Annotated in this window: 29 protein-coding genes and 2 tRNA genes; 9 read left to right on the top strand and 22 right to left on the bottom strand. The window is 51.8% G+C overall.

Annotation, left to right across the window (positions count from 1 at the left end; all coding sequences use genetic code 11):
* Nucleotides 1–759: 759 nt before the first annotated feature.
* The 4 genes from LT85_RS19225 to LT85_RS19210 form a co-directional block, all read right to left on the bottom strand.
* On the bottom strand, nucleotides 760–1,407 hold the full coding sequence (locus LT85_RS19225) for a hypothetical protein (RefSeq protein ID WP_156117584.1): 648 nt from the start codon (nucleotides 1,405–1,407) through the stop codon (nucleotides 760–762).
* Between the two features lie 61 nt (nucleotides 1,408–1,468).
* Nucleotides 1,469–1,882 carry a hypothetical protein gene (locus tag LT85_RS26720; RefSeq protein ID WP_156117583.1) on the bottom strand — a complete coding sequence of 138 codons (414 nt, stop codon included), beginning with the start codon at nucleotides 1,880–1,882 and terminating at the stop codon, nucleotides 1,469–1,471.
* A 2-nt stretch (nucleotides 1,883–1,884) separates the two neighbouring features.
* Nucleotides 1,885–2,943: a glycoside hydrolase family 108 protein gene (locus LT85_RS19215; RefSeq protein ID WP_052135322.1), complete on the bottom strand. Its 1,059-nt coding sequence runs from the start codon at nucleotides 2,941–2,943 to the stop codon at nucleotides 1,885–1,887.
* A 68-nt stretch (nucleotides 2,944–3,011) separates the two neighbouring features.
* Nucleotides 3,012–4,153 (bottom strand): IS3 family transposase gene (locus tag LT85_RS19210; protein WP_253273555.1). Its coding sequence is split into 2 segments (ribosomal slippage): nucleotides 3,012–3,901 and nucleotides 3,901–4,153, totalling 1,143 coding nucleotides; the frame shifts between segments, so codons are not numbered across the junction.
* A 276-nt stretch (nucleotides 4,154–4,429) separates the two neighbouring features.
* Here LT85_RS19210 and LT85_RS25595 point away from each other — a divergent pair.
* The 3 genes from LT85_RS25595 to LT85_RS19185 all read left to right on the top strand — a co-directional run bounded on the left by LT85_RS25595 (nucleotide 4,430) and on the right by LT85_RS19185 (nucleotide 6,411).
* On the top strand, nucleotides 4,430–4,816 hold the full coding sequence (locus tag LT85_RS25595; RefSeq protein WP_052135321.1) for a hypothetical protein: 387 nt from the start codon (nucleotides 4,430–4,432) through the stop codon (nucleotides 4,814–4,816).
* 48 nt (nucleotides 4,817–4,864) lie between these two features.
* A protein-coding gene (locus LT85_RS19190) for an IS3 family transposase (RefSeq protein WP_253273555.1) occupies nucleotides 4,865–6,006 on the top strand; the annotation gives its coding sequence in 2 pieces (ribosomal slippage) (nucleotides 4,865–5,117 and nucleotides 5,117–6,006; 1,143 coding nt in all).
* Between the two features lie 30 nt (nucleotides 6,007–6,036).
* Nucleotides 6,037–6,411 carry a hypothetical protein gene (locus LT85_RS19185; RefSeq protein WP_038492085.1) on the top strand — a complete coding sequence of 125 codons (375 nt, stop codon included), beginning with the start codon at nucleotides 6,037–6,039 and terminating at the stop codon, nucleotides 6,409–6,411.
* Between the two features lie 202 nt (nucleotides 6,412–6,613).
* Here LT85_RS19185 and LT85_RS19180 read toward each other — a convergent pair.
* The 5 genes from LT85_RS19180 to LT85_RS19160 all read right to left on the bottom strand — a co-directional run bounded on the left by LT85_RS19180 (nucleotide 6,614) and on the right by LT85_RS19160 (nucleotide 10,851).
* A tRNA-His gene (locus LT85_RS19180) sits at nucleotides 6,614–6,689 on the bottom strand.
* A gap of 100 nt (nucleotides 6,690–6,789) precedes the next feature.
* Nucleotides 6,790–7,656 carry a glutamate racemase gene (gene murI, locus LT85_RS19175; protein ID WP_038492082.1) on the bottom strand — a complete coding sequence of 289 codons (867 nt, stop codon included), beginning with the start codon at nucleotides 7,654–7,656 and terminating at the stop codon, nucleotides 6,790–6,792.
* Between the two features lie 12 nt (nucleotides 7,657–7,668).
* Nucleotides 7,669–9,207, bottom strand: coding sequence for a fumarate hydratase (locus tag LT85_RS19170; protein ID WP_038496836.1), 1,539 nt, complete (start codon nucleotides 9,205–9,207; stop codon nucleotides 7,669–7,671).
* Between the two features lie 78 nt (nucleotides 9,208–9,285).
* Nucleotides 9,286–9,894, bottom strand: a complete 609-nt coding sequence (locus tag LT85_RS19165; protein WP_038492080.1) for a YqhA family protein — start codon at nucleotides 9,892–9,894, stop codon at nucleotides 9,286–9,288.
* Nucleotides 9,895–9,951: 57 nt separating this feature from the next.
* Complete coding sequence (locus LT85_RS19160; RefSeq protein WP_052135320.1) at nucleotides 9,952–10,851, bottom strand: DMT family transporter; 900 nt, start codon at nucleotides 10,849–10,851, stop codon at nucleotides 9,952–9,954.
* A 158-nt stretch (nucleotides 10,852–11,009) separates the two neighbouring features.
* Here LT85_RS19160 and acs point away from each other — a divergent pair, with 158 nt between their 5' ends.
* Nucleotides 11,010–12,992: an acetate--CoA ligase gene (gene acs, locus LT85_RS19155; RefSeq protein WP_038492074.1), complete on the top strand. Its 1,983-nt coding sequence runs from the start codon at nucleotides 11,010–11,012 to the stop codon at nucleotides 12,990–12,992.
* A gap of 193 nt (nucleotides 12,993–13,185) precedes the next feature.
* Nucleotides 13,186–13,276 (top strand) — tRNA-Ser (locus tag LT85_RS19150).
* Nucleotides 13,277–13,356: 80 nt separating this feature from the next.
* Here the strand turns inward: LT85_RS19150 and LT85_RS19145 are convergent.
* From LT85_RS19145 to LT85_RS19120, 8 genes are all read right to left on the bottom strand, one after another.
* Nucleotides 13,357–14,409: a tyrosine-type recombinase/integrase gene (locus LT85_RS19145; RefSeq protein WP_081992552.1), complete on the bottom strand. Its 1,053-nt coding sequence runs from the start codon at nucleotides 14,407–14,409 to the stop codon at nucleotides 13,357–13,359.
* Nucleotides 14,393–14,620, bottom strand: a complete 228-nt coding sequence (locus tag LT85_RS26165) for a DUF4224 domain-containing protein (RefSeq protein WP_081992819.1) — start codon at nucleotides 14,618–14,620, stop codon at nucleotides 14,393–14,395. The genes LT85_RS19145 and LT85_RS26165 overlap by 17 nt, the downstream gene beginning before the upstream one ends.
* Nucleotides 14,621–14,622: 2 nt before the next feature.
* Entirely contained in the window at nucleotides 14,623–14,907 is a 285-nt protein-coding gene (locus LT85_RS19140) for a hypothetical protein (RefSeq protein WP_038492071.1), read from the bottom strand.
* Nucleotides 14,900–15,088 carry a hypothetical protein gene (locus LT85_RS26715; RefSeq protein WP_156117582.1) on the bottom strand — a complete coding sequence of 63 codons (189 nt, stop codon included), beginning with the start codon at nucleotides 15,086–15,088 and terminating at the stop codon, nucleotides 14,900–14,902. The genes LT85_RS19140 and LT85_RS26715 overlap by 8 nt, the downstream gene beginning before the upstream one ends.
* Before the next feature lie 8 nt (nucleotides 15,089–15,096).
* The gene (locus LT85_RS19135; protein ID WP_253273768.1) at nucleotides 15,097–15,717 is read right to left on the bottom strand and encodes a hypothetical protein; all 621 of its coding nucleotides are present in this window, start codon (nucleotides 15,715–15,717) and stop codon (nucleotides 15,097–15,099) included.
* A gap of 2 nt (nucleotides 15,718–15,719) precedes the next feature.
* Nucleotides 15,720–17,684 (bottom strand): replication endonuclease, encoded by a 1,965-nt coding sequence (locus tag LT85_RS19130; RefSeq protein ID WP_052135319.1) that lies wholly within the window; start codon nucleotides 17,682–17,684, stop codon nucleotides 15,720–15,722.
* Nucleotides 17,681–18,025: a hypothetical protein gene (locus LT85_RS19125; protein WP_038492067.1), complete on the bottom strand. Its 345-nt coding sequence runs from the start codon at nucleotides 18,023–18,025 to the stop codon at nucleotides 17,681–17,683. Before LT85_RS19125 ends, LT85_RS19130 begins: the two co-directional genes overlap by 4 nt.
* A gap of 98 nt (nucleotides 18,026–18,123) precedes the next feature.
* Nucleotides 18,124–18,342 (bottom strand): hypothetical protein, encoded by a 219-nt coding sequence (locus LT85_RS19120; RefSeq protein ID WP_038492064.1) that lies wholly within the window; start codon nucleotides 18,340–18,342, stop codon nucleotides 18,124–18,126.
* A 243-nt stretch (nucleotides 18,343–18,585) separates the two neighbouring features.
* Between LT85_RS19120 and LT85_RS19115 the strand changes: the two genes are divergently transcribed.
* A complete protein-coding gene (locus tag LT85_RS19115; RefSeq protein WP_038492061.1) occupies nucleotides 18,586–18,867 on the top strand; it encodes a hypothetical protein in 282 nt (93 codons plus the stop codon).
* A gap of 203 nt (nucleotides 18,868–19,070) precedes the next feature.
* Here the strand turns inward: LT85_RS19115 and LT85_RS19110 are convergent, their stop codons facing one another.
* Genes LT85_RS19110 through LT85_RS19095 form a run of 4 tightly spaced genes read right to left on the bottom strand, consistent with a single transcriptional unit; the run spans nucleotide 19,071 to nucleotide 19,968 of the window.
* Nucleotides 19,071–19,322 carry an ogr/Delta-like zinc finger family protein gene (locus LT85_RS19110; RefSeq protein ID WP_081992550.1) on the bottom strand — a complete coding sequence of 84 codons (252 nt, stop codon included), beginning with the start codon at nucleotides 19,320–19,322 and terminating at the stop codon, nucleotides 19,071–19,073.
* Nucleotides 19,313–19,507 (bottom strand): hypothetical protein, encoded by a 195-nt coding sequence (locus LT85_RS19105; RefSeq protein WP_038492058.1) that lies wholly within the window; start codon nucleotides 19,505–19,507, stop codon nucleotides 19,313–19,315. Before LT85_RS19105 ends, LT85_RS19110 begins: the two co-directional genes overlap by 10 nt.
* A 49-nt stretch (nucleotides 19,508–19,556) precedes the next feature.
* A complete protein-coding gene (locus tag LT85_RS19100) occupies nucleotides 19,557–19,754 on the bottom strand; it encodes a hypothetical protein (RefSeq protein WP_038492056.1) in 198 nt (65 codons plus the stop codon).
* A gap of 16 nt (nucleotides 19,755–19,770) precedes the next feature.
* A complete protein-coding gene (locus LT85_RS19095; RefSeq protein ID WP_038492053.1) occupies nucleotides 19,771–19,968 on the bottom strand; it encodes a hypothetical protein in 198 nt (65 codons plus the stop codon).
* A gap of 73 nt (nucleotides 19,969–20,041) precedes the next feature.
* Here LT85_RS19095 and LT85_RS25590 point away from each other — a divergent pair, with 73 nt between their 5' ends.
* The 3 genes from LT85_RS25590 to LT85_RS19085 all read left to right on the top strand — a co-directional run bounded on the left by LT85_RS25590 (nucleotide 20,042) and on the right by LT85_RS19085 (nucleotide 22,469).
* On the top strand, nucleotides 20,042–20,527 hold the full coding sequence (locus LT85_RS25590) for a helix-turn-helix domain-containing protein (RefSeq protein WP_172657008.1): 486 nt from the start codon (nucleotides 20,042–20,044) through the stop codon (nucleotides 20,525–20,527).
* A 49-nt stretch (nucleotides 20,528–20,576) separates the two neighbouring features.
* Nucleotides 20,577–20,927 carry a hypothetical protein gene (locus LT85_RS26710; RefSeq protein WP_172657007.1) on the top strand — a complete coding sequence of 117 codons (351 nt, stop codon included), beginning with the start codon at nucleotides 20,577–20,579 and terminating at the stop codon, nucleotides 20,925–20,927.
* A 105-nt stretch (nucleotides 20,928–21,032) separates the two neighbouring features.
* A complete protein-coding gene (locus tag LT85_RS19085) occupies nucleotides 21,033–22,469 on the top strand; it encodes a hypothetical protein (protein WP_038492050.1) in 1,437 nt (478 codons plus the stop codon).
* Between the two features lie 130 nt (nucleotides 22,470–22,599).
* On the opposite strand, the gene LT85_RS26980 is transcribed toward LT85_RS19085, so the two are convergent.
* Nucleotides 22,600–24,375: a hypothetical protein gene (locus LT85_RS26980; RefSeq protein WP_216595025.1), complete on the bottom strand. Its 1,776-nt coding sequence runs from the start codon at nucleotides 24,373–24,375 to the stop codon at nucleotides 22,600–22,602.
* Between the last annotated feature and the right edge of the window lie 60 nt (nucleotides 24,376–24,435).

Here is a 24,435-nt window from a genome sequence, read left to right as displayed (position 1 = left end):
CATCATCAGGACAATCTTACTTCTTTGCGCGGCGTTTCGCTGCAAACAATTGTGTCGCAGGTATATTTTATTTAGTTGTTGAGTTGCAACATTGTTCTTATTTAGGTATGCGTGGCTAGTCATCCCCCCCCCGCCACGCCTAGCCGTCAAATGGGGCGCTTCCGACTCAAATTTTTGGAATAGACGCACATAGGGAGGAAATCACCCGACGAAGGGTCAAAACACGTTGCAAAAAAGACGCAAAACGACGCACCTGAAGAGGTAAAACGCGGTGTCGTGGGAAATACAAAGGATGAGGATTGGGAGGCATTTTAGGTTCGACCTAGGGGAAAGCATAACCTTTATAAGCTGAGCATTTTTTGTTCTGCAAGCCATTGATTTATATAGCTTTAGGTGGTTATGTTTGAAGTATGACTTTCCATAATCTGAAACATAATAAAATTCTAACTCATTGATTTATATGGATATTAATTATTGAAGAGATTATTTTTATTTTATAACCTAGTTATGCCAAGGTTATGCCGAAGTTATACTTTATCGAATCCTGCAAAGCCTTATGCTGTAAGGCTCTCCGGTGGTTTTCTGAAAAAGGCCGTAAAGGTTATGGTTTTCCCGAGGGGGGGGGCTTTATTTTAGCGCGACACCGTTGACACCGCGATAAATTGGTATTTTCTCGTGCGTTGATTACGACAGGGAGCAAGCGGCATTGCGGCGCATAGGACGTTAGGGGCCGTTCGAAATTTATTTGCAACGTCTTGCTCAGACTAAGGAATTCCCATCGCGATCTTCAGGCACGCGCATCATCTGACCGGCATTTTCAATCACGTCGCCACGTTCATTGTAAGCATACTGATAATCGATTCCTTTGTGATAGCGCAAAAAGTGAGTTGTCATGCCGACTGCTGTTTGAATGTCATGGGAAAACAGATCAGCAGCATCAGGAATATTTTTCACCGAAGATACGGAAAAAGGCTTTACACCTCTAGCATGTGTCGCAGTCATCACATGGCTAACTTCATCATATTCAAAGAAAAGAGAGAGGCAGTTAACTTCCACGAAAGGATCGCCTCGGGCAAAGGAGCAACCCAAAATACCATTACCTCGAAACAGAAACACATGCTTCGTTCTGCCATTAACTTCACTAATTTCGTGGCCCACCACTTCAGCCAAGCTACGAATTTCTAAACGCAATACTTTGGGAAAAGTCGCAATAATTTTATCGTCCGCTGTCCACAGTACGACGCCACCGTCAGGGCGTACAAAATGCGCTCCATCCTTGGTATGCAGAACTTGATCCCCGTTCTTCATGACATAACGGATGGGCCCATTTTCTGGTGACTTGGTGGGGTCGACGACGGTATCTTCTTCCATAGGGCTATTCAATTCTGAGCGTCCGTTCAGGTTCACGTGTATCGCCGGTGACGGCTCGGATTTAACCCATATCCAGTGTTCAAGAGTAAAGGCGGCTCTAATTGCGATTTAATACAGCATCCTTCGGCGCATAAAAATCGCCACCAACAGGATTTTTTATAACATGCCAAATGACATGATTGTTGCGAAGTTCAATTCGAGCTACTCCATCATGAGCGTCAAAAAACGAGGAAAAATTCACCAAAGCTTCGCTCTTCGTCCGTTCAAAATGTCCGTTAATATTTGGGTTGTCTTCGTCGTCGCAATCAATTTTCTGCCCATTTTTTGCAACTGCGCAATATTGCGCAGTCAAGACAAAATTTTTGATGGTTAGTTTAAGAGAAAAAGTTCTGTCAGAAGGCGCATCACTCCAATTCCAATTCCCACTGTATCGACTCAAATTTGATCCACTACTTGCAATAGTGGATGTGCAAAAAATAAATAGTAACCAGCCCAGGAAACGTATTCTCATTTTTATCGTCCGTGATAGTTTAAACAGTCGTCTACACGATTTAACCAACCGTTTAAAAATTTAATATTTTTACCCGGCTTCCCATCCGCTTGGTATGCCAATGACTCGTAATATTTTTTTCTTGTTTTTCCGATTTTTTCAATTAAATTGTCTTGGTCTTCTATGGAATTAACTGCATCTATGGTCTCATCCGTCATGTGGTTGTTGTCCACTATATTTTTTCCAAAGTCTAAATTTAGTAACTCTTGAATTTTTTTAATAGCTTGCCCAGAAGTTATTGACCAGTCGTATATCATTAATGCGGTTTTTTCATTACGAATTTTGCAAAAACCCTTCGGTTCCCAATAGCGATTGAGATAGATTTTGCAAGCTTGATCGTTCGTCAAAGCGATCAGGTTTTCAAGTGTAGGTTCCACTCCCAGATCTTCTTTTGCATAGGCTTGCCATGCATTCCATGCAATACCCTTGTTAGTTGCTCCACCCGAATCCTTAGGATCGTTCACGTATCCACCTTCATGGATAAGTATGATCGATGAGATCTTTAAAAACCGCGCTTTGCAATCCGATTCACCAACATTGAAATTCCCAATGAAACCAATCGGATGAAAGTGAAGTACTGTTGGACTCGGCAAGGATTTCACTGTACTAACCTGCGGCCACCATTGCAATTTTTGGATGCGCTCTAGCTCTTTCGTCCAGACCCCTTCACCATTCTTCATCAGCGGAGTCAACGCGGTCCACCGCGTCATATCGCCGCCCCATTCGCTTTGGTAGCGCCCAATGATCCGGGTTACCCCCTGAGCAATTTCAGGGACCGCCAATGCACTTTTCAATTCGTTAACGTCCAGCTTGCCGTCATGGTTGCGATCCATCGCCTTGTCCAGCGCGAGCATCAGCGCGCTGTTGTTCACCACATCGGCTGATGGCTTGAATTGTTCTTTATCACCAGGTAGCAATCTATCGTTCTGCACTTGCTGGCGCTGAAATGCATCCTTAGGCGTGACCGCCGTCGCGTCGATAATTTCGAAGCCCGGCCAAGCGAACGGGCTTTCCTTGCGCATCTGACCCTGTACCCGAATTAGTCCCGATCAGAAGTAGAGATTTCCGACGTTTTGACCCTGTACCCGAATTAGTCCCGATCAGAAGTAGAGATTTCCGACGTTTTTGTTTGCCCAGAAATGACGCTATCCCTTGCCATCTGGGCATACTCTGCGGGTGTTGCCCATTGTAATGCAGAGTGGGGTCTGCTCTCGTTATACTCCTTGCGCCAGGCTTCAATTTTTTGTTTTGCATCGTCCAACGACATGAACCAGTGCTCGTTCAGGCATTCCTGCCGCAGGCGGCCGTTGAAGCTTTCACACTTGGCATTATCGGTCGGCCGCCCAGGCCGACTGAAATCCAGCTCGACACCACGCTCATAGGCCCAGCGATCCATCACTTTCGAAATGAATTCCGATCCATTATCCGATTTGATCGTCTCAGGTAATCCCCTGGTAGCGGCAATCTGGTTCAGCGTCATGGCAACATTCTCTCCCTTTAGGCTTTGCCCGACCTCAATCGCCAAGCACTCACGCGTATGGTTATCGACGACCGTCAGCATACGGAGTCTTCTGCCGTCAAATAGAGCGTCGGCTACAAAATCCATGCTCCATATTTGATTCATGGCCGTCACCAGACTCTTTGGCTGCCTTAGTCGCGCTGTCCGATTACGGCGGGGGCGTTTGAGGCGTAGCGACAGCCCTTGTTCGCGATATAACCGATAGACGCGTTTGACATTGTCTTGCCAGCCTTCCCGTTTCAACATCACATGCACTCGACGATAGCCATAGTGAATGCGTGTTGCCGTTATTTCCCTAATACGCATTGTCAAGGCAGATGAATCACGCGCCACGGACTGGTACCGATACAACGCCCGAGACGTACGCAACAGTGCACAGACTTTCGTCAGGCTGGCCCGGTAACGGTCGCATAATTCATCGATCAGCGTACGGCGACGGGAAGGCTTCAGAGCTTTTTTGACAGAACATCCTGAAGCATGACTTTGTCCAGACTCAGATCTGCAACCAGCTTCTTGAGCTTCGTGTTCTCTTCTTCCAACTGACGAAGCCGTCGTAGCTCGGAAGGCCCTAGGCCACCATACTTCTTCTTCCAGTTGTAAAACGTCGCCTCAGATATCCCAAGCTTGCGGCATACCTCATCGACCGTCGTTCCCAATTCCGCCTGCTTCAGTGCAAACGCAATCTGCTGTTCTGTAAATTTGCTTCTCTTCACGGCTACTCTCCTGTCTATTGTCAGAAAATTATGCCGGATTCTTTACTTTTAATCGGGACTGTTTATTGGGACAGGGTCAAGTGGCCGCAGTTTGTTGAGGCCGGTCAGCGAAGAAATCTAATGGTTCATTGCGGCGGCCACGTAAGTGACCAATACCTCCAAGTATGTGAGTCGTCCGGATATAAATTTACTGACCGTCCTCGTACAGGACAAAAACTATCGATCGGATATCCTTACTTCAGAGCAACTGCTGGTCTAGTTGCAAGAGTGGCGCTTATGCTCACGCACACTCTTTGGCGAAAAATTTTGCCAGCTGAAGCTGAACAAGCCAACGCTGAATTAAACGATCAGGTGTACAAACTACTTTGCGCACAGAGATGGAAGACAGCCTCAGAAATTGGAATGTTTTCCCTATCGGACGTCATGCTTGTTGGCACAACTGATATGCAGCATAGAATCCGACTTTGCAATACAGCAATTGCGCTTAAAAATCTGGAGCAAGCCGACGATATGAATCGCCTCTTGGGTTCGATTGATTGGAGTGCATCAATTCGAGACTTTCGGTTCGCAGTTGCAATATTGCAGAATAGACATTCTGACGCTATCAAAGTAATGAAAGAAATCGGCAAGAGTGACCCTGTCCCAATAAACAGTCCCGATTAAAAGTAAAGAATCCGGCATAATTTTCTGACAATAGACAGGAGAGTAGCCGTGAAGAGAAGCAAATTTACAGAACAGCAGATTGCGTTTGCACTGAAGCAGGCGGAATTGGGAACGACGGTCGATGAGGTATGCCGCAAGCTTGGGATATCTGAGGCGACGTTTTACAACTGGAAGAAGAAGTATGGTGGCCTAGGGCCTTCCGAGCTACGACGGCTTCGTCAGTTGGAAGAAGAGAACACGAAGCTCAAGAAGCTGGTTGCAGATCTGAGTCTGGACAAAGTCATGCTTCAGGATGTTCTGTCAAAAAAGCTCTGAAGCCTTCCCGTCGCCGTACGCTGATCGATGAATTATGCGACCGTTACCGGGCCAGCCTGACGAAAGTCTGTGCACTGTTGCGTACGTCTCGGGCGTTGTATCGGTACCAGTCCGTGGCGCGTGATTCATCTGCCTTGACAATGCGTATTAGGGAAATAACGGCAACACGCATTCACTATGGCTATCGTCGAGTGCATGTGATGTTGAAACGGGAAGGCTGGCAAGACAATGTCAAACGCGTCTATCGGTTATATCGCGAACAAGGGCTGTCGCTACGCCTCAAACGCCCCCGCCGTAATCGGACAGCGCGACTAAGGCAGCCAAAGAGTCTGGTGACGGCCATGAATCAAATATGGAGCATGGATTTTGTAGCCGACGCTCTATTTGACGGCAGAAGACTCCGTATGCTGACGGTCGTCGATAACCATACGCGTGAGTGCTTGGCGATTGAGGTCGGGCAAAGCCTAAAGGGAGAGAATGTTGCCATGACGCTGAACCAGATTGCCGCTACCAGGGGATTACCTGAGACGATCAAATCGGATAATGGATCGGAATTCATTTCGAAAGTGATGGATCGCTGGGCCTATGAGCGTGGTGTCGAGCTGGATTTCAGTCGGCCTGGGCGGCCGACCGATAATGCCAAGTGTGAAAGCTTCAACGGCCGCCTGCGGCAGGAATGCCTGAACGAGCACTGGTTCATGTCGTTGGACGATGCAAAACAAAAAATTGAAGCCTGGCGCAAGGAGTATAACGAGAGCAGACCCCACTCTGCATTACAATGGGCAACACCCGCAGAGTATGCCCAGATGGCAAGGGATAGCGTCATTTCTGGGCAAACAAAAACGTCGGAAATCTCTACTTCTGATCGGGACTAATTCGGGTACAGGGTCAAGAGAGGAGAGCTTGTGCACGAGGTTGCGTATCATCAATGGCCTCTGTTCGGAGGCTTTCGAGAACGACCAGAGTTTCACGCCGCATACGAAGAAATCTATGGATATCCGTTTTATCTGAAAGCGGAAAAAAGTGCGGAGGAGGCGCGCTCACTATTAAAAACAACAAAGAGCGAAATTGTCCAAGATGAGAATCTTGGACAAGAAGTTATGCAAAGTATCCAAGCTAAGAGAAAAGTTAGACCTAAGTCAGCTACAAACCTCAAAGAGAGTGCGCAACAAGAATTGGCGCAGGCACATGAAGGTAGTCTGCAGAGTCAAGAAGCCGCTGCAACACCTATATTACCGTCTGCCGCTGTAGAAAAAACTAAGGCTAGGCTTAAAGCCTAGCTGTCCAATAATCTGCATCTTAGATGCCATTTCCTGCTGATATAGGAAGTAGAACAGGGTCACACGCCAAGAAATGTACTGAGAATTTTTAAGGTGCAAAGGGGGAAGATTAGGTTTCCGTTGGAAAATTTGTGTTTCCGTTGGAAATTTTACTATGTGAAAAATCAGCGGGGACCTAACTTACTGATTTAAAAGAAGAAACTGGGGTGGCTGACGGGACTCGAACCCGCGACAACAGGAATCACAATCCTGGACTCTACCAACTGAGCTACAGCCACCATTGCATTACTACTGCAACGCCCTAATGCTTATTCAGCATCAAGACAGCTGGCTATTATACAAACTAACCCGCTGCCTGGCAAATCAAATAATGCAGATTTACGATATTCCTTCAGGAAGCGCTATGGCCGCGACTTGTGAGACCGGAGGATGCAGCTGCAGCAGGTTGGCAAATGTCGTTTTCAGCACCGATTGGCTGCCGCTGGCGAAGGCGGTCACACCGCCTGCACGCGCTTGTTGTTGCAACAGGTCTTTTTCACGCAACACCTTGGCTAGCTGGCGGCTGACGGCATCGCCCGTATCGATGATCGCTATCGTGGTGCTGCTCAGCTCGCGCACAATATCTTCGATCAGCGGGCGGACGAAAGGATAGTGGGTGCAACCAAGCACCAGCGTGTCGACGCCTTTTTCCAGCAGCGGCGCGATATAGCGCCGCACCAGTAACGCGGTCTGGGGCGAACGCAATTCACCTTTTTCGATCTGGTCGACCAGGCCGACGCAGGGCTGTAATTCAAAACGCACGCCGGTAGCGGCGCTGATCTCTTCCTGCAAGCCTAGCAGGCGGGTGCTTATCAACGTCGCTTTGGTCGCCAGCACGCCGACAATTTTGCTGCGGGTTTGCGCGGCCGCTGGCTTGAGGCCGGGTTCGATGCCGATTACGGGCAGCGCCGGGTAGGCGGCACGGACCGCCTTGATCGCGGCGGTCGTCGCCGTGTTACAAGCAACCACCAGCGCCTTTGCGCCGGCTTGCAGCAGGAACTCGGTCACGGCCAGGGTGCGCGCCGAAATCGCCGCTTCCGATTTGTCGCCGTAGGGCGCATAGGCGGAATCGGCAAAATATAAAAGATCCTCGGAGGGCAGGTTCTGATGAATATGCCGCAGCACAGACAGGCCGCCGATGCCGGAATCAAAAATGCCGATGGGCGCAGAGTGCGCCATCGGCAAGGAGTTACTACTTGATGTCATGTGATTGACGGATCAGAGGGTGGTTACCGGGATTTTGGAGAGTGCTGCGTGGGCAATCTTTTCCTGCCATTCCTTCGGTCCGGTGTTGTGCACCGAGATGCCGTTGGAATCGACCGCCACCGTTACCGGCATGTCTTTCACATCGAACTCGTAGATCGCTTCCATACCCAGGTCGGCAAAGCCTAGCACTTGCGCCGACTTGATTGCTTTCGACACCAGGTAAGCCGCGCCGCCCACCGCCATCAGGTAAGCCGACTTGTGCTTCTTGATCGATTCGATCGCGGTCGGGCCGCGTTCCGATTTGCCGATCATCGAGATTAGGCCGGTTTGCTCCAGCATCATGTCGGTGAATTTGTCCATGCGGGTAGCGGTAGTCGGGCCGGCTGGTCCCACCACTTCATCACGCACAGGATCGACCGGGCCGACGTAATAGATCACGCGATTGGTGAAATCGACCGGCAGCTTTTCGCCCTTGGCCAGCATCTCCTGGATACGCTTGTGCGCGGCATCGCGACCGGTCAGCATCTTGCCGTTCAAGAGCAAGGTCTGGCCCGGTTTCCAGGATGCGACTTCTTCCTTGGTCAGGGTATTCAAATCAACCCGTTTCGATTTCTCGGTATCCGGCACCCAATGCACTTCCGGCCATTCCGACAACGATGGCGGTTCCATGTAGGCAGGGCCGGAGCCGTCCAGTACAAAGTGGCCGTGACGGGTCGCCGCGCAATTCGGGATCATCGCCACCGGTTTGGAAGCCGCATGGGTTGGATGCATCATGATCTTGACGTCGAGTACAGTGGTCAGGCCGCCTAGGCCCTGTGCGCCGATGCCCAGTGCATTCACCTTCTGGAACAGTTCGATCCGCAGTTCTTCAGTCTTGTTTTGCGGGCCGCGCTTGAGCAAGTCGTACATGTCGATATCTTCCATCAACACTTGCTTGGCCATCAGCATCGCCCGTTCCGCAGTACCGCCGATACCGATACCGAGCATGCCCGGCGGGCACCAGCCGGCGCCCATGGTCGGCACGGTCTTCATGACCCAGTCGACCAGCGAATCGGAAGGATTGAGCATCACGAACTTGGTCTTGTTTTCCGAGCCGCCGCCTTTGGCTGCGATCTGTACATCCACCGTGTTGCCCGGCACCAGTTCCATATGTACGACGGCCGGCGTGTTGTCCTTGGTGTTCTTGCGTTCGAACTGCGGGTCCGCCACGATGGAGGCGCGCAGCATGTTGTCCGGGTTCAGGTAGCCGCGGCGCACGCCTTCATTGACCGCATCGGTGATCGAACCTTTGAAGCCTTCAAAGCGCACGTCCATGCCGATCTTCAGGAAGACGTTGACGATGCCGGTGTCCTGGCAGATCGGCCGCTTGCCTTCGGCGCACATGCGCGAATTGGTCAGGATCTGTGCGATCGCGTCTTTCGCCGCCGGATTCTGTTCTTGCTCGTAGGCGCGGGCCAGATGCTGGATGTAGTCGACGGGATGGTAATAGCTGATGTACTGGAGTGCAGCGGCTACCGACTCGATGAGATCGTCTTGCTTGATCGTGGTCAGGGTGGCTAGGGTGGTCATGGCGGTTCTCTTTAAGATTCTTGGTAAGAAAATGGCAAAGGGGTGGTGCGGGTCATGCGGTTAGTGATCCTGTCCGGCCTGGGTCGCGGTCATGATGCGGTCGCACCAGGCAATCGCCAGCGCCGACAGCAGGAACGTGATGTGGATCCCGGTCTGGGCGACCAGCGTCTTGACGTCGTAGGAGTTGGCGTTGATGAAAGTTTTCAGCAAATGGATCGAGGAGATACCGATGATCGCCATCGCCAGCTTGACCTTCAGCACGGATGCATTCACGTGCGACAGCCACTCAGGCTGGTCCGGATGGTTTTCCAGATTCATGCGCGAGACAAAGGTTTCATAACCACCGACGATCACCATGATCAGCAGGTTGGAAATCATCACCACATCGATCAGGCCCAGCACCACCAGCATGATGGTGGCTTCGGTCAGCTTGGTCGGGCGCACGGCGCCGTCGATGGTGACTGCGTCCAGGATATGCTCCAGCGACGAGGCATTGCCGAACACAGCGCCGATCAGGTCGGTCAGTTCAACCCAGAAATGGAATACGTAGACGCACTGCGCCAGGATCAGGCCCAGATACAGCGGTAACTGCAGCCAGCGACTCATGAAAATCAGGTTCGGCAGGAGACCGATGGTTTTTTTGGCTACAGAAGGTTGAATATTGCTCATTGGTATTATTTGGGAGGTGCAGTGGAATTACGCCGAGATTAATAAGGCGTCGCTATTTTACACTCCCCGGACTGCTTTCATGCCCTGCGGCCAACTGGCCACCGCGATTCCCGTCAATACCAGCCCCAACGCCACAAAGTGCGCCCAGCTCAGGCTCTCATGCAAAAACACCACGCCGATGAAGGCTGCAGCCAGCGGCATCAGGGCGGTAAAGATACCGGCCACGTTGGCCTGCACGTGCTTGGTGCCGGTCAGCCACAGCCAGAACGCGATCACGCTGGCCGCCACCGCATACCAGACGATCAGCGACCACATGCCCACCGTGACCTGGCTGAAATCGTAAGACCAGGCCGCGGCCACGCCAAACGGTAGCATCAGCAGCAAGCCGAACAGATGGCTATAAGCGGTAATCCGCATCGGCGACAGGGTTTGCGTCAGGCGCTTGGACAACACCACGTAGGTGGCTTCGCAGATCACCGCCGCCATCACGAACAGGTTGCCGATCACGGAGGTATCGCCGTCATCGGCCTTGCTCAGGTTAAGCACGGCAATGCCGGCGATCGCCAGCAGGATAGAGGCCAGCGTGCGCGGTTGCAGTCTTTCTTTCAGGATCAGGCGCGACAGGATCGCCACTGCCGCCGGCAAGGTACTGGTAATCACGCCAGCCGCAGTCGCCGTCGTGTGCTGCACGCCATACAGCATGCACAGCGTGAACAGAAAGGTGCCGAAGAATGCCTGGCCGAACAGTGTCAGCCATTCATGCCCCGCCATGCGCGGCGCCCCTTTGAAAAATTGCGGCGCCATGACAATCACCGCAATCACGAAGCGCAGCAGGCCGAACACTACCACCGGCATCACACCGATAATCGCCTTGCCGAAACCGATATTGGCGCCGACCAGCATCATGGCCAGAGCCAGATAGACGTAAGACCGGGTGTGGGATTTTGTGGAATGCATGTGCGCCGCGCGATGATGAATTGAGCCGAATATGCGATGATAGCTGATTGCAGCGCGCTGGTAGCGCTAGCAGCAAAACTGGGACCGGTCGGCATGTAAGGACCGAGTAAGTGAAAACGTATATTTTTACCCGCAACTATTAAAAGCAGGAGACTGGCATGGCCAACATCGAAACCTTTTCGCAGGAAACCCGCGTTTTCCCCACCCCGGCAGAATTTGCCAAGACCGCCGCAATCTCCGGCATGGACGCCTACAGCGCGCTGGTAGCCGAGGCCGAGCAGGACTATGAGGGCTTTTGGGGCCGCCTGGCCCGTGAACACGTGCAATGGCACAAGCCATTCACCAAGGTGCTGGATGAATCAAACGCGCCTTTCTACAAATGGTTCGATGACGGCAAGTTGAACGTCTCCTACAACTGTCTCGATGTGCATTTGCAAAACGGTAATGCCGACAAAGTCGCGGTCATCTTCGAAACCGATGGCGGCGACGTCACCAGAGTCACCTATCGGGAACTGCACAAAAAAGTCTGCCAGTTCGCCAACGGCCTCAAATCGCTGGGCATCAAGAAGGGCGACCGCGTCGTCATCTACATGCCGATGTCAGTCGAAGGCGTCGTCGCCATGCAAGCCTGCGCCCGCATCGGCGCCACCCATTCGGTGGTGTTCGGCGGTTTCTCCGCCAAATCGCTACAAGAGCGCATCATCGATGCCGGCGCAGTCGCCGTGCTTACTGCAGATGAACAGGCGCGTGGCGGCAAACGCCTCCCGTTGAAATCTATCGTCGACGAAGCACTGGCGCTGGGCGGTTGCGACACTATTAAAAACGTAGTGGTCTACAAGCGCACCGGCGGCGACATCAATTTTGTCTCCGGCCGCGATCTCTGGCTGCACGAACTGGTCGCATCGCAAGCCGACACGTGCGAGCCGGAATGGGTTGACGCCGAGCATCCGCTGTTCATCTTGTATACCTCCGGCTCCACCGGCACACCGAAGGGCGTGCAGCACTCGTCCGGCGGCTATTTGCTGTGGGCTGCGCTGACCATGAAGTGGGTATTCGACATCAAGCCCGACGATGTCTACTGGTGCACCGCCGACATCGGCTGGATCACCGGCCACACCTACATCGCCTATGGTCCGACCGCAGTCGGCGCCACGCAAATCATTTTTGAAGGCGTGCCGACTTTCCCAAATGCAGGACGCTTCTGGGATATGGTGCAACGGCACAAGGCCACGATTTTCTACACCGCGCCAACTGCGATCCGCTCCCTGATCAAGGCTGCCGACGCCGACCAGAATATCCATCCATCCAAATACGATCTGTCGTCATTGCGCCTGCTCGGCTCAGTCGGCGAACCCATCAATCCGGAAGCCTGGATGTGGTATCACAAGCATATCGGCGGCGAACGTTGCCCGATCGTCGATACCTTCTGGCAAACCGAAACCGGCGGCCACATGATTTCGCCGCTGCCGGGCGCAACCCCACTGGTGCCGGGTTCATGCACTTTGCCGCTGCCAGGCATCCAGGCTGTGATCGTCGATGAAGCAGGGCACGAACTACCGGACGGCCACGGCGGCATCCTGGTTGTCAAGCGTCCTTGGCCATCCATGATCCGCGCCATCTGGAACAATCCGGAACGCTTCAAGAGCGCCTACTTCCCGCCCGAATTTGGCGGCAAGCTGTATCTCGCCGGCGATGGCGCCATCCGCAACAAAGACACAGGTTATTTCACCATCACCGGCCGCATCGACGATGTGCTGAACGTCTCCGGCCACCGCATGGGCACCATGGAAATCGAATCGGCGCTGGTTGCCAATCCGATAGTGGCCGAAGCCGCAGTTGTCGGCAAGCCGGACGACACCACCGGCGAAGCCATTTGCGCCTTCGTCGTCCTCAAACGCAGCCGCCCCACTGGCGACGAAGCCAAGCAAATCGCCAAGGAGCTGCGCGACTGGGTCGCCAAGGAGATCGGCCCGATCGCCAAACCGCGCGAAATCCGCTTCGGCGACAACCTGCCGAAAACCCGTTCCGGCAAGATCATGCGGCGCTTGTTGCGCGTCCTGGCAAAAGGGGAGGAGATTACCCAGGACATTTCCACCCTGGAAAACCCGGCCATCCTCGATCAGCTCAAGGAAGCGCAATAATTTCTTGCGCGGTAGTTTCTTGATATCAGGAAAAATAGGGAAGTTGGCGGGAGTTGCAGGATAAAGCTGCATTTTATCGATGGATTCAGAGAAATTGACTGCTTGAAACAGAAACTTCGATTTCCTGCCGATTTGTTGCTATAATACGCGGCTTCGTGAAATTCAAATTGCACGAAGCGCTGTTGTACAAGCAGGAGAGATGGATGAGTGGTTGAAGTCGCACGCCTGGAAAGCGTGTATAGGTTCATAGCCTATCGGGGGTTCGAATCCCCCTCTCTCCGCCAAGTGTTTATAAGGCCTCCCGAGCGGGAGGCCTTTTCATTTGTACTATAGATACAGGTTGTACTATTAAATCCTGTATACGTTACCGAAGTGGCGCGACGAATTCAGGCTTTCTACGATAGACACGGTCGGTAAGTCGGCTATCGGCATGAGCCAGCAGCGCCCTAGCGTGTTCAAGGCTTGAGGCGTCACTTGCGCACTTTGCCCGCAAATCGTGTTCCGTAAATTTTTGCTGAACTTTGGTTTCGTCCAGGACGCGTGCACTAAATCCACTCCACATTGAATCCCAACCACCCGCACGTCCGGTTTTTTCGTTGAAGTAACATTTACCCGATCTGTTGCAGAAAATATACGGTGATATTTTTGCCGGGCGTGCGGCGATTGCCATTTCTATGGCTTCTCGTACCTCTTCAGACCAGCCAATAATTAATCGCTTGCCAGTACTGTTTAATGTTTTGTGCGGCGTTACGTGAATACCGTCTTCCTGTAGGTCTGGTAATGTTAGTCGAAGTAGATCTCCGCGGCGCATGCCAGTAAGCAGCTTCAAACGAATGTAGGCCTGGACTGCCAAGACGCTGCCAGTTTTCCGTTTTGACGTAAGGGCAAGACATTCGATCACCTCCCAATCTTCAACATAGCGCGTTCGCGCTTTTTCCCCTTCAAAGCGTACTTCGCCTTTGAATGGATGCCGGTCGATGTATCCCCATTCGACGGCCTTTGTAAACGCATGCGAAAGTAGTTCTATTTCACGACGAGCTGATATTTTGGCGGCACGCCTTTCGATATATTGATAGACGTGGCGTGGCTTTAGATCGAGCAGGGCAGTGTCTGCAAATACAGCGCGCAGCGGCCTGACCGCGACCTTATTGTGCGCTTGCGTCGTTACCCCTTTGCGAGGGACGACTTCTAGCATGTAACGGTCCAGAAGCGCGCCAATGGAGCTGGCGTTTTCGATGACTCCGATGCGTTCCGCCCAAACCTTGTAGGCCTCCGGCAATTTTGAACCCAACTTAAATGTTCGCTTTCCATCCCACGCCGTTTCCTGTCCAGGTGGCACTTGGTAATAATAAGCGCCATGGGTAAAGCGCCAACGAGCGGGCAATCCCCGATTTTCTGGATTACGAGCGCGTGGCATTTAATGCTCCCCAGTTTGGTTCACGAATTTTTTTCTCATTTGTTGTGGTAGTCGACAATCCGAATTCCTTTTCTACGTGTGCTCTAAGGACTGCAAGGCTTCCATCTGGTCGCACCTTGTGTTGAATTCCGAGAGCGTTCATGACTGCACGTTGAGCATGGTTACGTTTTCTATTTGTCAAAGCAGTTAGCTCTGCTGTGCCGAGAAACATGCTCATACGGATAGCGTGGCGATAACTGGTACGCATCCATCGACCCAATCAATCGCGAACCAAGCGGTCGAAGGTGGCCCGACATGCTCAGAAGTCAGGATGGCCGCCACAGGTACGGCGCGGAAGACGCCTGGCCACTGATGGTCGATTTCGACCCAGGCGTGCATTTCGCCGTTACCCACATCCCGGCGCATGCCATTGACGTAGCCAGCCTGGATACCTTCATCGCTGTCGAATGTGACTCTGTCATGTACTGCGACGAGCCTGGCTTGATCTGCCTTAATCATGGAAGGCTCCCAGGATCAATCCGACCAGCAGCACGGCGAAAATCAGTAACGCCAGCGCGAATGACATCACGCGCCGAAAGCGGATATTGACACTTTGGAGGAGCCGCCCCGTAACCTGTTCGATGCCGACGACGGAGGCCAGCAGCAATAGGTTCAAGCATTGATGCATGAGTATTTTCATAGGTCGTCCTAGTTAGGAATAATGTTAAATTTTTGTTGGCTAGAGCAGCGCTTTGCTAGTTCACACAACCAAGTCGCAAGCTCAAATGGTGTTTGCTCTCTTTCGGCCTTGGTAATCTCTCTTTTTGTTTTGCACCGAGAGCCGTCCCGCCGTCGCCCGCTTGTGTCGACGACGAATTGCGCTTCACCGAGAACGAGAGGCAGATCGGGGATTTGAGCCGGCGTACATCCGCAGATATAGAGCAGTGTCGATTTTTCTGCCCTATGGCCGAACCAATGCTGGTGTATTGGTAATGTCCAGCCGCCGAATTTGTCCTGTTTGCCTGGCTCGGGAAGGGGTTTTTCTAGCCATAATCGCGAACCGGTCGGATGTTCTAGTACGCCTCCAAAGGCGCGCACCTGGTCAACTGCCCAAAGTGCCAATTCCTTCTCACCGGCTCTAGGCTTTGCCATATGGCGCAGCCGTCCCCATGCTCGACATGGAGGATGAGCAATAACGGGCGCGCCGCCAGGCCAGCTCAGTGCATCGCGTTCGATGTCCCACACGTCACAGCCGGAAATTGATTTATAGATGCTGTCTGCTCTAGCGAAGAGAACCGCTACGGGGGCCATTTGTATTTCGTTGAGCATCTTCACAAGTCGCTTTCAGTCATAAAAATTCGTGGATAAGGGCAAGCGTGGAGCGCGGCCCAGATCGCAACCAGACGTTTCCTGGCTGTCATGTCGTTGTTGTCGTATGCGGCTGTCTCCAGCTTGCCCATGCGTTCCCGTTCGCCGTTGCTGGCGTCCGCGAAATCCTTGGTTTCCCGCTCCAGATCCTTGGATTTTTTCTCGATAGCGGACCAGTCGGTCGGCTGATAAGCGGGTTGCGGATTCTTTTCGATGAATTTGGCAAGCCGGACGGCAATGGCTGCCGATTCTTCCAGCGTTAAAACCGAAGTGGAAATCCTTTTCTTCGATTTATGCGTACAGTTATTTACACCAGTCCAAGGTACGTCAAAGGCAACAGCACGCGTGGCGCCGACAACGGCCCACTGATAACGGACCGATTCATACACCGCGTTCGGATTCCATGCGTGATAGATCCCGCATGGCTTCTCTGTCTCATAGGTCGCGTATTTGCCTTCTACAATGGTGGTGCGCTTGGCGATCTTGACGATGCCCTTACGTCCGACCAAGGGACCGCCCTGTGCCCGCAGGTAGTCGCGGAAAGAGGCTTGCTTAATGGTCTTGACGATCTCGACGCGCTTGCCGTCCACAATGTTGACCTCGGTGGCCTTGATACTCTGTGCAGCGTCCCACGCCGCTTTAACTGCCTCGGGCGCATGGATCAGCACTTCACTCTTGACCCGCCGCAATTCGCGCCATGGGCCGATAGGTGCGCCGCCGACTTGCTGAAATTGCCGGATGCCCCAGGTCTGCGCCCAATAGCACACGCGCTGGCTCGGCGTGATCAATTCGTCGCCGACCAGATCCTCGGCCACAATGTGATTGCGGCCGTCTTCGATCACATAGTGCTCATTGAGGTTTTCACCATCGACGTTTTTGGACACGTACTTGATGATGTAGCCGGCAGCAGTGCCTTTACCGGCTTCAATGCGTACCAGTTTCACGCGGTTCTTTTCTGCGCCGCGCTCGTTACCATCTTCCAGCAGCGCATAGGCAGTAATGACCGCCTCGTAGCGTTCCTGGTGCTCTGGCGGCACAAACATCAGCATGTGCCAATGCGGGCAACCATCGTGGTGCGGTTCGGCGATGCGAAAGCCATAGGCATGAATACCATCTCGATGCAGCTTGGAGCGTATGCACTTCCACACGTCGCACAGGTATGCCTGGGCATCGCGTGGCGTAGGTTCCCCAAATTCGATGTACTTGGGATTCGCCTGGCCGCTCTTGCTCAATACGGCGTGGTACTTCGACGGTGCTGTAATGGTGGCGAAGACGCCGACGTGGCCCAGATCAAAGGCAATTTCCTCGAAGCCGCGGATGCGCGTCATCAACTCGCCCTTGCGGATTGATTTGTTGGCTGTCCCCAATGCGGCCAGCGCTTCCAGGCTGTAGACCTGGCCCTTCTCGTTCTGCAATTCGATGGAGGCCAGCAACTTGGCATTCTGCGTATTGCGGCGCCGCTGGCGATAAGCCGTTTCGTTGCTGACGTAGGGGCCAGCTCGGTAGTGGGTGAAGCCCAGACGTATCGCCATATGCTCGCAGCGGCGCGCATGCGCCTTGCGGATGCCGCGATGCCACCACGCCTTATCCACGGCGCGACGGATGATCTCGACCTCTTCTTTGCCTGCCGGCGGTGGCACTTGCAGGCGATCACAGACCACGCGTATGGCTGACACTATCGCGTCCAGCGATTGCAGGTCGGCGCAGAGCTGATAGCACTCGCGGGCGGCGCTGTCGGCTGCGCGGTAGATCGCGCCATCGGAGGCATCGAGCGGCAGCAATTGGTCTTCAGTCCAGATCTCGTCAATGACATCGACCTTGTGCTCGTGCTTCTGATAGCCATCGCGGACAAACAGATCGCGCAAAGCGCGGCCCATGCGCCGTGGCAGGCCGGTGATGCCATCGGTGGAGTAAAAGCGGTAACTCATGGCTTTGCGGCGATGCCGTCCGATTCGTGGCCCGGCGCGGGAAACTGGCTAGACACTTCACCACCCTGTGCGCAGCGCAAGACAAGTTCCAGTTCTTTGATGAGGCGGCGCGCCTCGCAATGCATCTTGCCGCGCTCTAAGGCGCTCAACGATTGCAAGGTAGCCTCGCTTTTCTTGGCGTCCAGGTTAGCCATCCACATAATCATCTTGCGTACCCGTGGCGAGATGCGCCGCCAATGCGCAGCGCGGATGCTTTCCTTGTCGCCGGCGAGAACGACATAGGCGTGCTGCAGGTGCGTTTGTGCAATGTCCTGGTGCGCATGTTGAGATAATCCGGCCATGGCTTAGCCTCCAATCACACCAGCGGCGCTCAACAGCGGGCCAGCCATGATCAAGACACAGCCGAGGAAGACAACGCAGAGGTCGAGAAGGAATTTTTTCATGCGTTCACCTCTGCATTGGTGATGCATTCACCCAGTGCAAGGGCGTGCGCGCCGGTTTCAAGGTCCAGCGTCAATTCTTGCGTATTTCCTCCCTCGAAATGGAAGACGATTTTTTGTGTTGAGTAGATCCCGATAGCCGGGTCTGGATGGCGGAGCGTCTTGACCGGCCCGACTTTGATTTGTGTCAGTTGGCAGAAATATAGTCGCTGAGACATGGTTTACCTTTCTTCAGGGTGAGCGAATCCCGCACGCCATGGCGATGGCGTTGTAGGTCGATAACTAGTGAGAATGAAGCGAATTAGAGCGGTGTTACGGCGGCGCCAGGATGGGAGGAATTCTGATCATGATCAGCGCAAACTTTCCACATGACAATTTAACAATGATTTGCGGATATACTTGCGGATGTACCCCGAGATCTGGGGCCAAAACGGAGACTCCGAACCCACCTGAAAGGATTTATGAAGACTGCACTTATTCCCGCCATCGAGATTGGCACCACCGACGAACGTGTGATGCAACGCCTTGAGGCGGAGACCGCAAGCATGAGCGCTGTCAAGAAAGAGCGCATGATTGTTGGCATCTGCAACGAGAAGAACGTGATTTATCGCGTCGTCGGCATCACCGGTTTGACAGAGTTTTTGGACGCTATCGATCAATTGGTTAATCTGGATTTTGTCGACGAACTGGAGGGTCAATCCAACCCAAAGAACGGTTACGACGCCATTTTCCGGAAGCGCTGATACACGGTGCGACGTACTAGTTGCACCAGATAACGGTGTCAATGCGGGGCGATGAAAGTGCTTGTTCATGATGATTTCCTTATTTCAGGGTGAACGAATCCCACACGCCCTGTTTCAGGCGCTGCAGGTAACAACGAGAGGTAAAACGAACTAGCTGGGACTACGGCGGCGACAGGATACGAAGTGTCTTCGTCATAGGCAGCTCACAGCTTCAACGCCAGTTGATTGGCGCAGGCATTGCGCACATGCTGAGAAACATGAATGCGCACATCAGGATTCGGCATCGCCGACATCGACAAGGTACGCAGCACTTCCAGGCTGGCCACAAAGACGTGGCCGCAATCAGGGTTCTGGCACATATAGGTGATCTCTTTCATCATGTCCGACATGGTGCGGCTCTTGGCGGCGCGCACGCGGTGATGGCAATGGGGGCAAGGGATGCTGATTACTCGCATGACGGCTTCCGATCCACCAGATGCATAGCGCGGCCTCTGCCGGTGATGTTGCGGGACTGCTTGCGTATCCGTGATTTCAGCAGCCACTCGGTCACCTGTTCGATATCGCTCAATCCAAGTTTCTGACGAAGCGTCTCCAGAAAATCGACATCTTTGTCTTCGTACGGCGTATGGACTTCTGGCATTTTTCGGCTGCTTTTCGGTTGCTGATAAGTTGCTTGTTGCTGCCTTGGTTTAGGCAACGCGGCGGCTTACACTGTCGTTATCGAATTCGGCCATGATCGCCATTGCTTCCTTCATAACCATCTGCCGGACGATGGTGGAAACAGCCTCGCCCTGGTAGTTGGCGATGGATTCAACGATGGCAAGCTCGTAGTGATCCATGCGCACCATGATGCGGTTATTGCGGATTCTTTTGATGTCGGGATACATGCAACGTCCTTATCGGTTATTGATTGGAGGCAAATTCGCGTTTGTAGTCGGCAAGGCCGCGCAGGATGAGAGAGCGCAGAAAGCGGGCGCGAGATTGCGAGTGACGGGAAGCAAATTGTTCGACTTCCGTCACTTCTGCCGGCGCCAGTCGAATGCCTAGCGGCTGGGACGTGACACCTTTCTCTGTCCGGGTGATTTTGGGCAATATTTGCATGATGTTATGATGTGTAATCGCTATGGGATGGCGTAATTATGTGCACTTAAATGCACAGAGTCAAGGAAATATTGTGTCTTTTAACGCGAATTGTGGTGAGCGACTACGTGAAGAACGAGATCGCCTAGGATTTACCCAGCAGGAAATGGCAGACCAAATGGGTGTGCGCAGAGAAATGTCGAGCAGGTACGAACGTGGTCAGGCAGTACCCGGCGGGGATGCGCTTGCCGCACTCGCACTAGCTGGCGGCGATATTCAGTACGTTTTGACTGGACAGCGTTCGAACAGCGCCATGACACCGGAAGAAATAGAATTGCTGTCCGGTTTTCGCAAACTGGACTTGCGTGGGAAAGTGAATATGCTGGGCATGCTCGATGTTGTCGGCACTACGTCAACGGAAATTAGCAAGCCGACTGCAACGCCTCGAAGTGGTAGTCAGTTTCTTGGGAAGGTCAAAGCAAAACACGTTACCCAGGGCGATCAGCATATTGCCGGCGACCAGAATATTGAAGTTGGCGGCAAGAGCGGCAAGAAGACGAAAAAAAAATTGGGCGAGTAGATTTTGCGGCTGGCGCGAATTTGAAGGCGCGACAATCGGGCAGCTGGTGATGGGCAACGTGCTGTTGGCGTCGCAAGCGTTGGATGCTCTCAAGCCTGCGTTAGAACAAATATCACAGGCGCAGTTATCACACACGTCTCCACGCTTGAGACGGGCCTTTAAGTTGCAAACGATGACGCTTATGGCAGCACTGATGACTGGTAATTGGCCTGTGTTTCAACCGCCAGTAGCAGCCGCAGCAGTGCCAGATAGTTACTGCAGAATCGCCAACCAGTTTTATTCTGTTGGTGCGGTAATCAAAAGACAAAACGGCAGTTATCGAGTATGTTTTTCGAATGGGCCGGGCAAACATTCCTATTGGGGAGAAGAGTCACGACATAGCCGCGATGCTGAAATGTGACCAATTGGGCCGCTGCGACCCAATTGCGACGCGGCTCCACTGAGCGCCCGTAGGGTTGTCAGATACATGGGAATCACCATCCACATCGGATAGGAAAACTGCAACATGGAAAGAATTCCTGACGAACTCCATCTGAGTCAAAGTTATCAATTCATAGTCACGATAGAAAACAATGGAACCCATTTCGCCGGCGAGTTATCGCTTGCTCCGGAGGGGTGTACGCTGATCATTAGGGGGGACATCTCGGAAGATCGCCAGCATACCCTCGATATGGATGGGTTAAGTGAACTCGCTTGCAATAGTTTCTCGGGATCGCTTCTGCTACTAGGTCTTAAGGGTGAAGGGGGCCACATTCATCACATTGCTCGCTACCCGAAATCAGTATCCCATTTCGAAATTCGATACAGAATATCGCATGTCATTTACAGTCGTGCACATATTTCTAGGAATGTTAAATTTCTGGGGATTGAGCTCGACTCTCCATCTATCGCCAAGTGGGTTGGATATACGAACACCCAGGACGAAATAGTTGGCAACCATACTAACAATACGCTCTTTCCATGTTACGGAATTCTTCCCTCAGAATTTCAGAAAACCATAGATGCTCTCGGCGAGTTGCGCGTCATTTATCGTATTTCCACGCACCACTCAGTTGAAGCGTTTAACTTGGGATTGAGATATCCGCCAGCGCTTTCTCTTTCCTTCGAAGAAGAAAAAACCGCAGATCAAATCATTGAAAATGTCAATGAGCTAGAAACCTTGTTTTCATTTTTGCTAGGCAAGGCGCTAGACCTAAACAGGGTTAAGCTCACAACTTTACATGAACGCATACCGGGTCTGTCATTGTATTTTCCACGTGCGATATCAAGAGATAGTAATCGCGACTTCCCGCTATTTCCTTTAGGGAGAAATTTGCGCATCGATCATTTTGGTCTCCCAGAATTTCCACTCGATTCATTTTCAATATATTTCAATTTGGCCGCTGCGGAAAAGATGCACTTTAAAAAATACATCAAGTACCGCGAAATGGAGAATCCGGAAGAGCGATTTTTGGGATTTTTTCGCTTATTGGAAAAACTTTGTTCTCAGGAAGAGTCGTTTTTGTCAGAAAATAAGCTTTTAGCTTTGATTGAACGAGCCACACCATTTCTAGTCAGCCATTTTGGTGATCGAAAGAATGTTGAGCGGCTATTGAACAGATTGGTTGGTCTAAATCGATCAAAGCTGAACACGGAAGGTTGTATAGTTAGGTTTATCAAAAAAATCTCTCCTGATCTTCTCTCGCAATGGATATACGGTCCCTCCAACATCGGCCCCATATGCAAGCTGAGAAATGATTTGACTCATGCCAACGAAGTCGAGCCGGAGGAATGCGAAATTGAAAAAAAAGCGAAGTTTATCGAAACTCTCTTAATAATTTCCTTGCTCACAAAAATTGAAGTTTCCATTGATAGCGCAGCGTTGATTGCGAAAAGAATTAAGAGTCATCATCTAATTGAGACGCCGCCCAAGATTACGTTTTCCACCAGTAATGGCAACTAGTCCTGCTCGATAACGGTGGGAACAGGTTTTGCAATGATAAATAAGATCTCGCAAGCTTGAACCGATGATCTCGATCTGTGATTTCGCCAGCGCATCATTGGAAGGTCTGACCTTTAGCTCTCATTTTTCCTCATTTAATATTGATTGGTGGTGCGACCGGTACGTCAAGGTTCAAATAGTACTTTCGAGGTTCACGGCTCATTCCGTGTCTTGCAGTCAATACCAATCGATTTGGAACATGCACATTCATCGGAAGACCATCCTCGAGATTCACGTAGTCACGTGCCCGTTCAAAACTGATGTCGCCGCATAAAATATTATCGGCAACTGCCGGACACTCTTTCTGCAGCCATAAATAATTCCGGCGGGTCCAAGAATGAATTGTTTTCGTCAATGGGTAACTGACTCTATATATCCCGTTCCTATTTTCAGGCGACGTCAGCCCAAGCATATTGAGACAATAGCCAAGAATAGCAGCCCCCTCGTAGTTGGGAAAGGTCGCAAGATACTCGATTTGGTCGTACAAAAGACGACGGACTTTGCATTGAATGATTTTCCGGACACGTCGATTGTCGAAGCGTTCGAATATAGCACTCCAAACTACCACGTACTGAATTGACCAACTGTCATTTGATGGCGCTTTCATACCGGCTGCGGCGCGGCAAATGTTGTAAAGCAAATCGGCAATGTGATCATAAATGTTCTTGCCAATGTGCTTGTTTTTTCTCTGGCGTATTGGCGTCGGTGGATTGGGTGCTTGCTCGAGGATGTCGATAGCTTTTTTCACAAAATCGACAATTGTTCTAAGCTGTGCACCAACACCACTTTCATATGCAAATGACTTACCATCTAATTGATGCAAATCCCGATAAGCTGACTCCATCGAATTCAGGGCACGATTCAAAACCATCGTAGGTTCTGCTATCGATCCAGTTACAAAGCTTCCTTTCAAAGAAATGAGTGCTGCGCGACAGAAGCCTCCCCATTGTTTGGCATCCCATGTCCATTGTTCGTCATAGTAGATATCTAACGGAGAAGAGCCTGTGCGTCCCACTTGTTCTATCAGTGCATAGTTACTGTAAAGCGCTTGGCTAACTGGTTTTATATACCCAAGAAGCCCGGAGTCATATCCTTCTGTCTCGCCATATAAGAACGAACCCTTTTGGAGAATCGCTTCGCTAGAAATGTTGCGGGAAAATTGCCCCACTGGGACTGAAAATTTTCCAGTCTCAGTTATTGCGCGAAAGAATGCCAGCACGGTGACTGGAGACGTGGCAACAATTTGCCGACAGAATTTGCGATTGGCAATCAGTAGTAAGATATCAAAAGCATAGTCGCATGCCTTAGCCCTTCTTGAAGATGTCGCTGCAGATTCTTTCTCGTTATGCGGGGGAGGGACTATTTCCCTCGAATGTTTAATCAATGCAGCAGCGGATCTCGCCAATTCATTGGCGATCACCTTAAGCTCTTCGTCATTACCCCGCAAAATATATCGATACAGCTCCATCGCGAATCTAGCAGCGTTGCGCCTCCCAAAAATAGGGGGGCGGATAAATGCGTAATACATCCAAGTCAAGAACGTGCCAAGAAACAGAAGTCCAAACGCAGCTTGCCAGGTAGTACGAGTGAGCCAATCAACTGTCTTGGGAACCCACCAGTGAGCGGCCATCCAAACTTCTGTTAGAAGTGTTTGCAAGCCGACGACCCCAATCAAATAGAAAGTGCTGATGTACATCCAACCAGGAGTCACTGCAATTCTGAATTTATAACGCACGTCAGTAATCGTGTAGACCACGGCCAACAACGCCACTGCGGCAATGAATTCTGCGAATCCAAATATCTTCGGCGTGGGGGTTGTCTCTAGCGGAACAAAACATAGCAACCAATAACATTTTTCAGCTATCACTTATCCCTCCCCGGAATTGAAACATTCATAATAGTCGAGTTTAATGCATCAGCGGAATCA

Origin of the sequence: Collimonas arenae (genome assembly GCF_000786695.1) — a bacterium.
Taxonomy (GTDB): domain Bacteria; phylum Pseudomonadota; class Gammaproteobacteria; order Burkholderiales; family Burkholderiaceae_D; genus Collimonas; species Collimonas arenae_A.
This window is presented reverse-complemented; position numbering and strand designations above follow the sequence as displayed.

Bases quoted from the DNA above. Each gene is read 5' to 3' on its own strand.
- LT85_RS19130 (WP_052135319.1), bottom strand. From the start codon at position 17,684: ATGAGTTACCGCTTTTACTCCACCGATGGCATCACCGGCCTGCCACGG.
- LT85_RS19085 (WP_038492050.1), top strand. From the start codon at position 21,033: ATGGAAAGAATTCCTGACGAACTCCATCTGAGTCAAAGTTATCAATTC.
- LT85_RS19120 (WP_038492064.1), bottom strand. From the start codon at position 18,342: ATGTCTCAGCGACTATATTTCTGCCAACTGACACAAATCAAAGTCGGG.
- LT85_RS19115 (WP_038492061.1), top strand. From the start codon at position 18,586: ATGAAGACTGCACTTATTCCCGCCATCGAGATTGGCACCACCGACGAA.
- LT85_RS26715 (WP_156117582.1), bottom strand. From the start codon at position 15,088: ATGAAAATACTCATGCATCAATGCTTGAACCTATTGCTGCTGGCCTCC.
- LT85_RS19135 (WP_253273768.1), bottom strand. From the start codon at position 15,717: ATGCTCAACGAAATACAAATGGCCCCCGTAGCGGTTCTCTTCGCTAGA.
- murI (WP_038492082.1), bottom strand. From the start codon at position 7,656: ATGACATCAAGTAGTAACTCCTTGCCGATGGCGCACTCTGCGCCCATC.
- LT85_RS26710 (WP_172657007.1), top strand. From the start codon at position 20,577: ATGGGCAACGTGCTGTTGGCGTCGCAAGCGTTGGATGCTCTCAAGCCT.
- LT85_RS26720 (WP_156117583.1), bottom strand. From the start codon at position 1,882: ATGAGAATACGTTTCCTGGGCTGGTTACTATTTATTTTTTGCACATCC.
- LT85_RS19095 (WP_038492053.1), bottom strand. From the start codon at position 19,968: ATGCAAATATTGCCCAAAATCACCCGGACAGAGAAAGGTGTCACGTCC.
- LT85_RS19165 (WP_038492080.1), bottom strand. From the start codon at position 9,894: ATGAGCAATATTCAACCTTCTGTAGCCAAAAAAACCATCGGTCTCCTG.
- acs (WP_038492074.1), top strand. From the start codon at position 11,010: ATGGCCAACATCGAAACCTTTTCGCAGGAAACCCGCGTTTTCCCCACC.
- LT85_RS19105 (WP_038492058.1), bottom strand. From the start codon at position 19,507: ATGCCAGAAGTCCATACGCCGTACGAAGACAAAGATGTCGATTTTCTG.
- LT85_RS19110 (WP_081992550.1), bottom strand. From the start codon at position 19,322: ATGCGAGTAATCAGCATCCCTTGCCCCCATTGCCATCACCGCGTGCGC.
- LT85_RS26165 (WP_081992819.1), bottom strand. From the start codon at position 14,620: ATGTTTCTCGGCACAGCAGAGCTAACTGCTTTGACAAATAGAAAACGT.
- LT85_RS25595 (WP_052135321.1), top strand. From the start codon at position 4,430: ATGCTCACGCACACTCTTTGGCGAAAAATTTTGCCAGCTGAAGCTGAA.
- LT85_RS19140 (WP_038492071.1), bottom strand. From the start codon at position 14,907: ATGATTAAGGCAGATCAAGCCAGGCTCGTCGCAGTACATGACAGAGTC.
- LT85_RS19100 (WP_038492056.1), bottom strand. From the start codon at position 19,754: ATGTATCCCGACATCAAAAGAATCCGCAATAACCGCATCATGGTGCGC.
- LT85_RS19160 (WP_052135320.1), bottom strand. From the start codon at position 10,851: ATGCATTCCACAAAATCCCACACCCGGTCTTACGTCTATCTGGCTCTG.
- LT85_RS19145 (WP_081992552.1), bottom strand. From the start codon at position 14,409: ATGCCACGCGCTCGTAATCCAGAAAATCGGGGATTGCCCGCTCGTTGG.
- LT85_RS19215 (WP_052135322.1), bottom strand. From the start codon at position 2,943: ATGCGCAAGGAAAGCCCGTTCGCTTGGCCGGGCTTCGAAATTATCGAC.
- LT85_RS19125 (WP_038492067.1), bottom strand. From the start codon at position 18,025: ATGGCCGGATTATCTCAACATGCGCACCAGGACATTGCACAAACGCAC.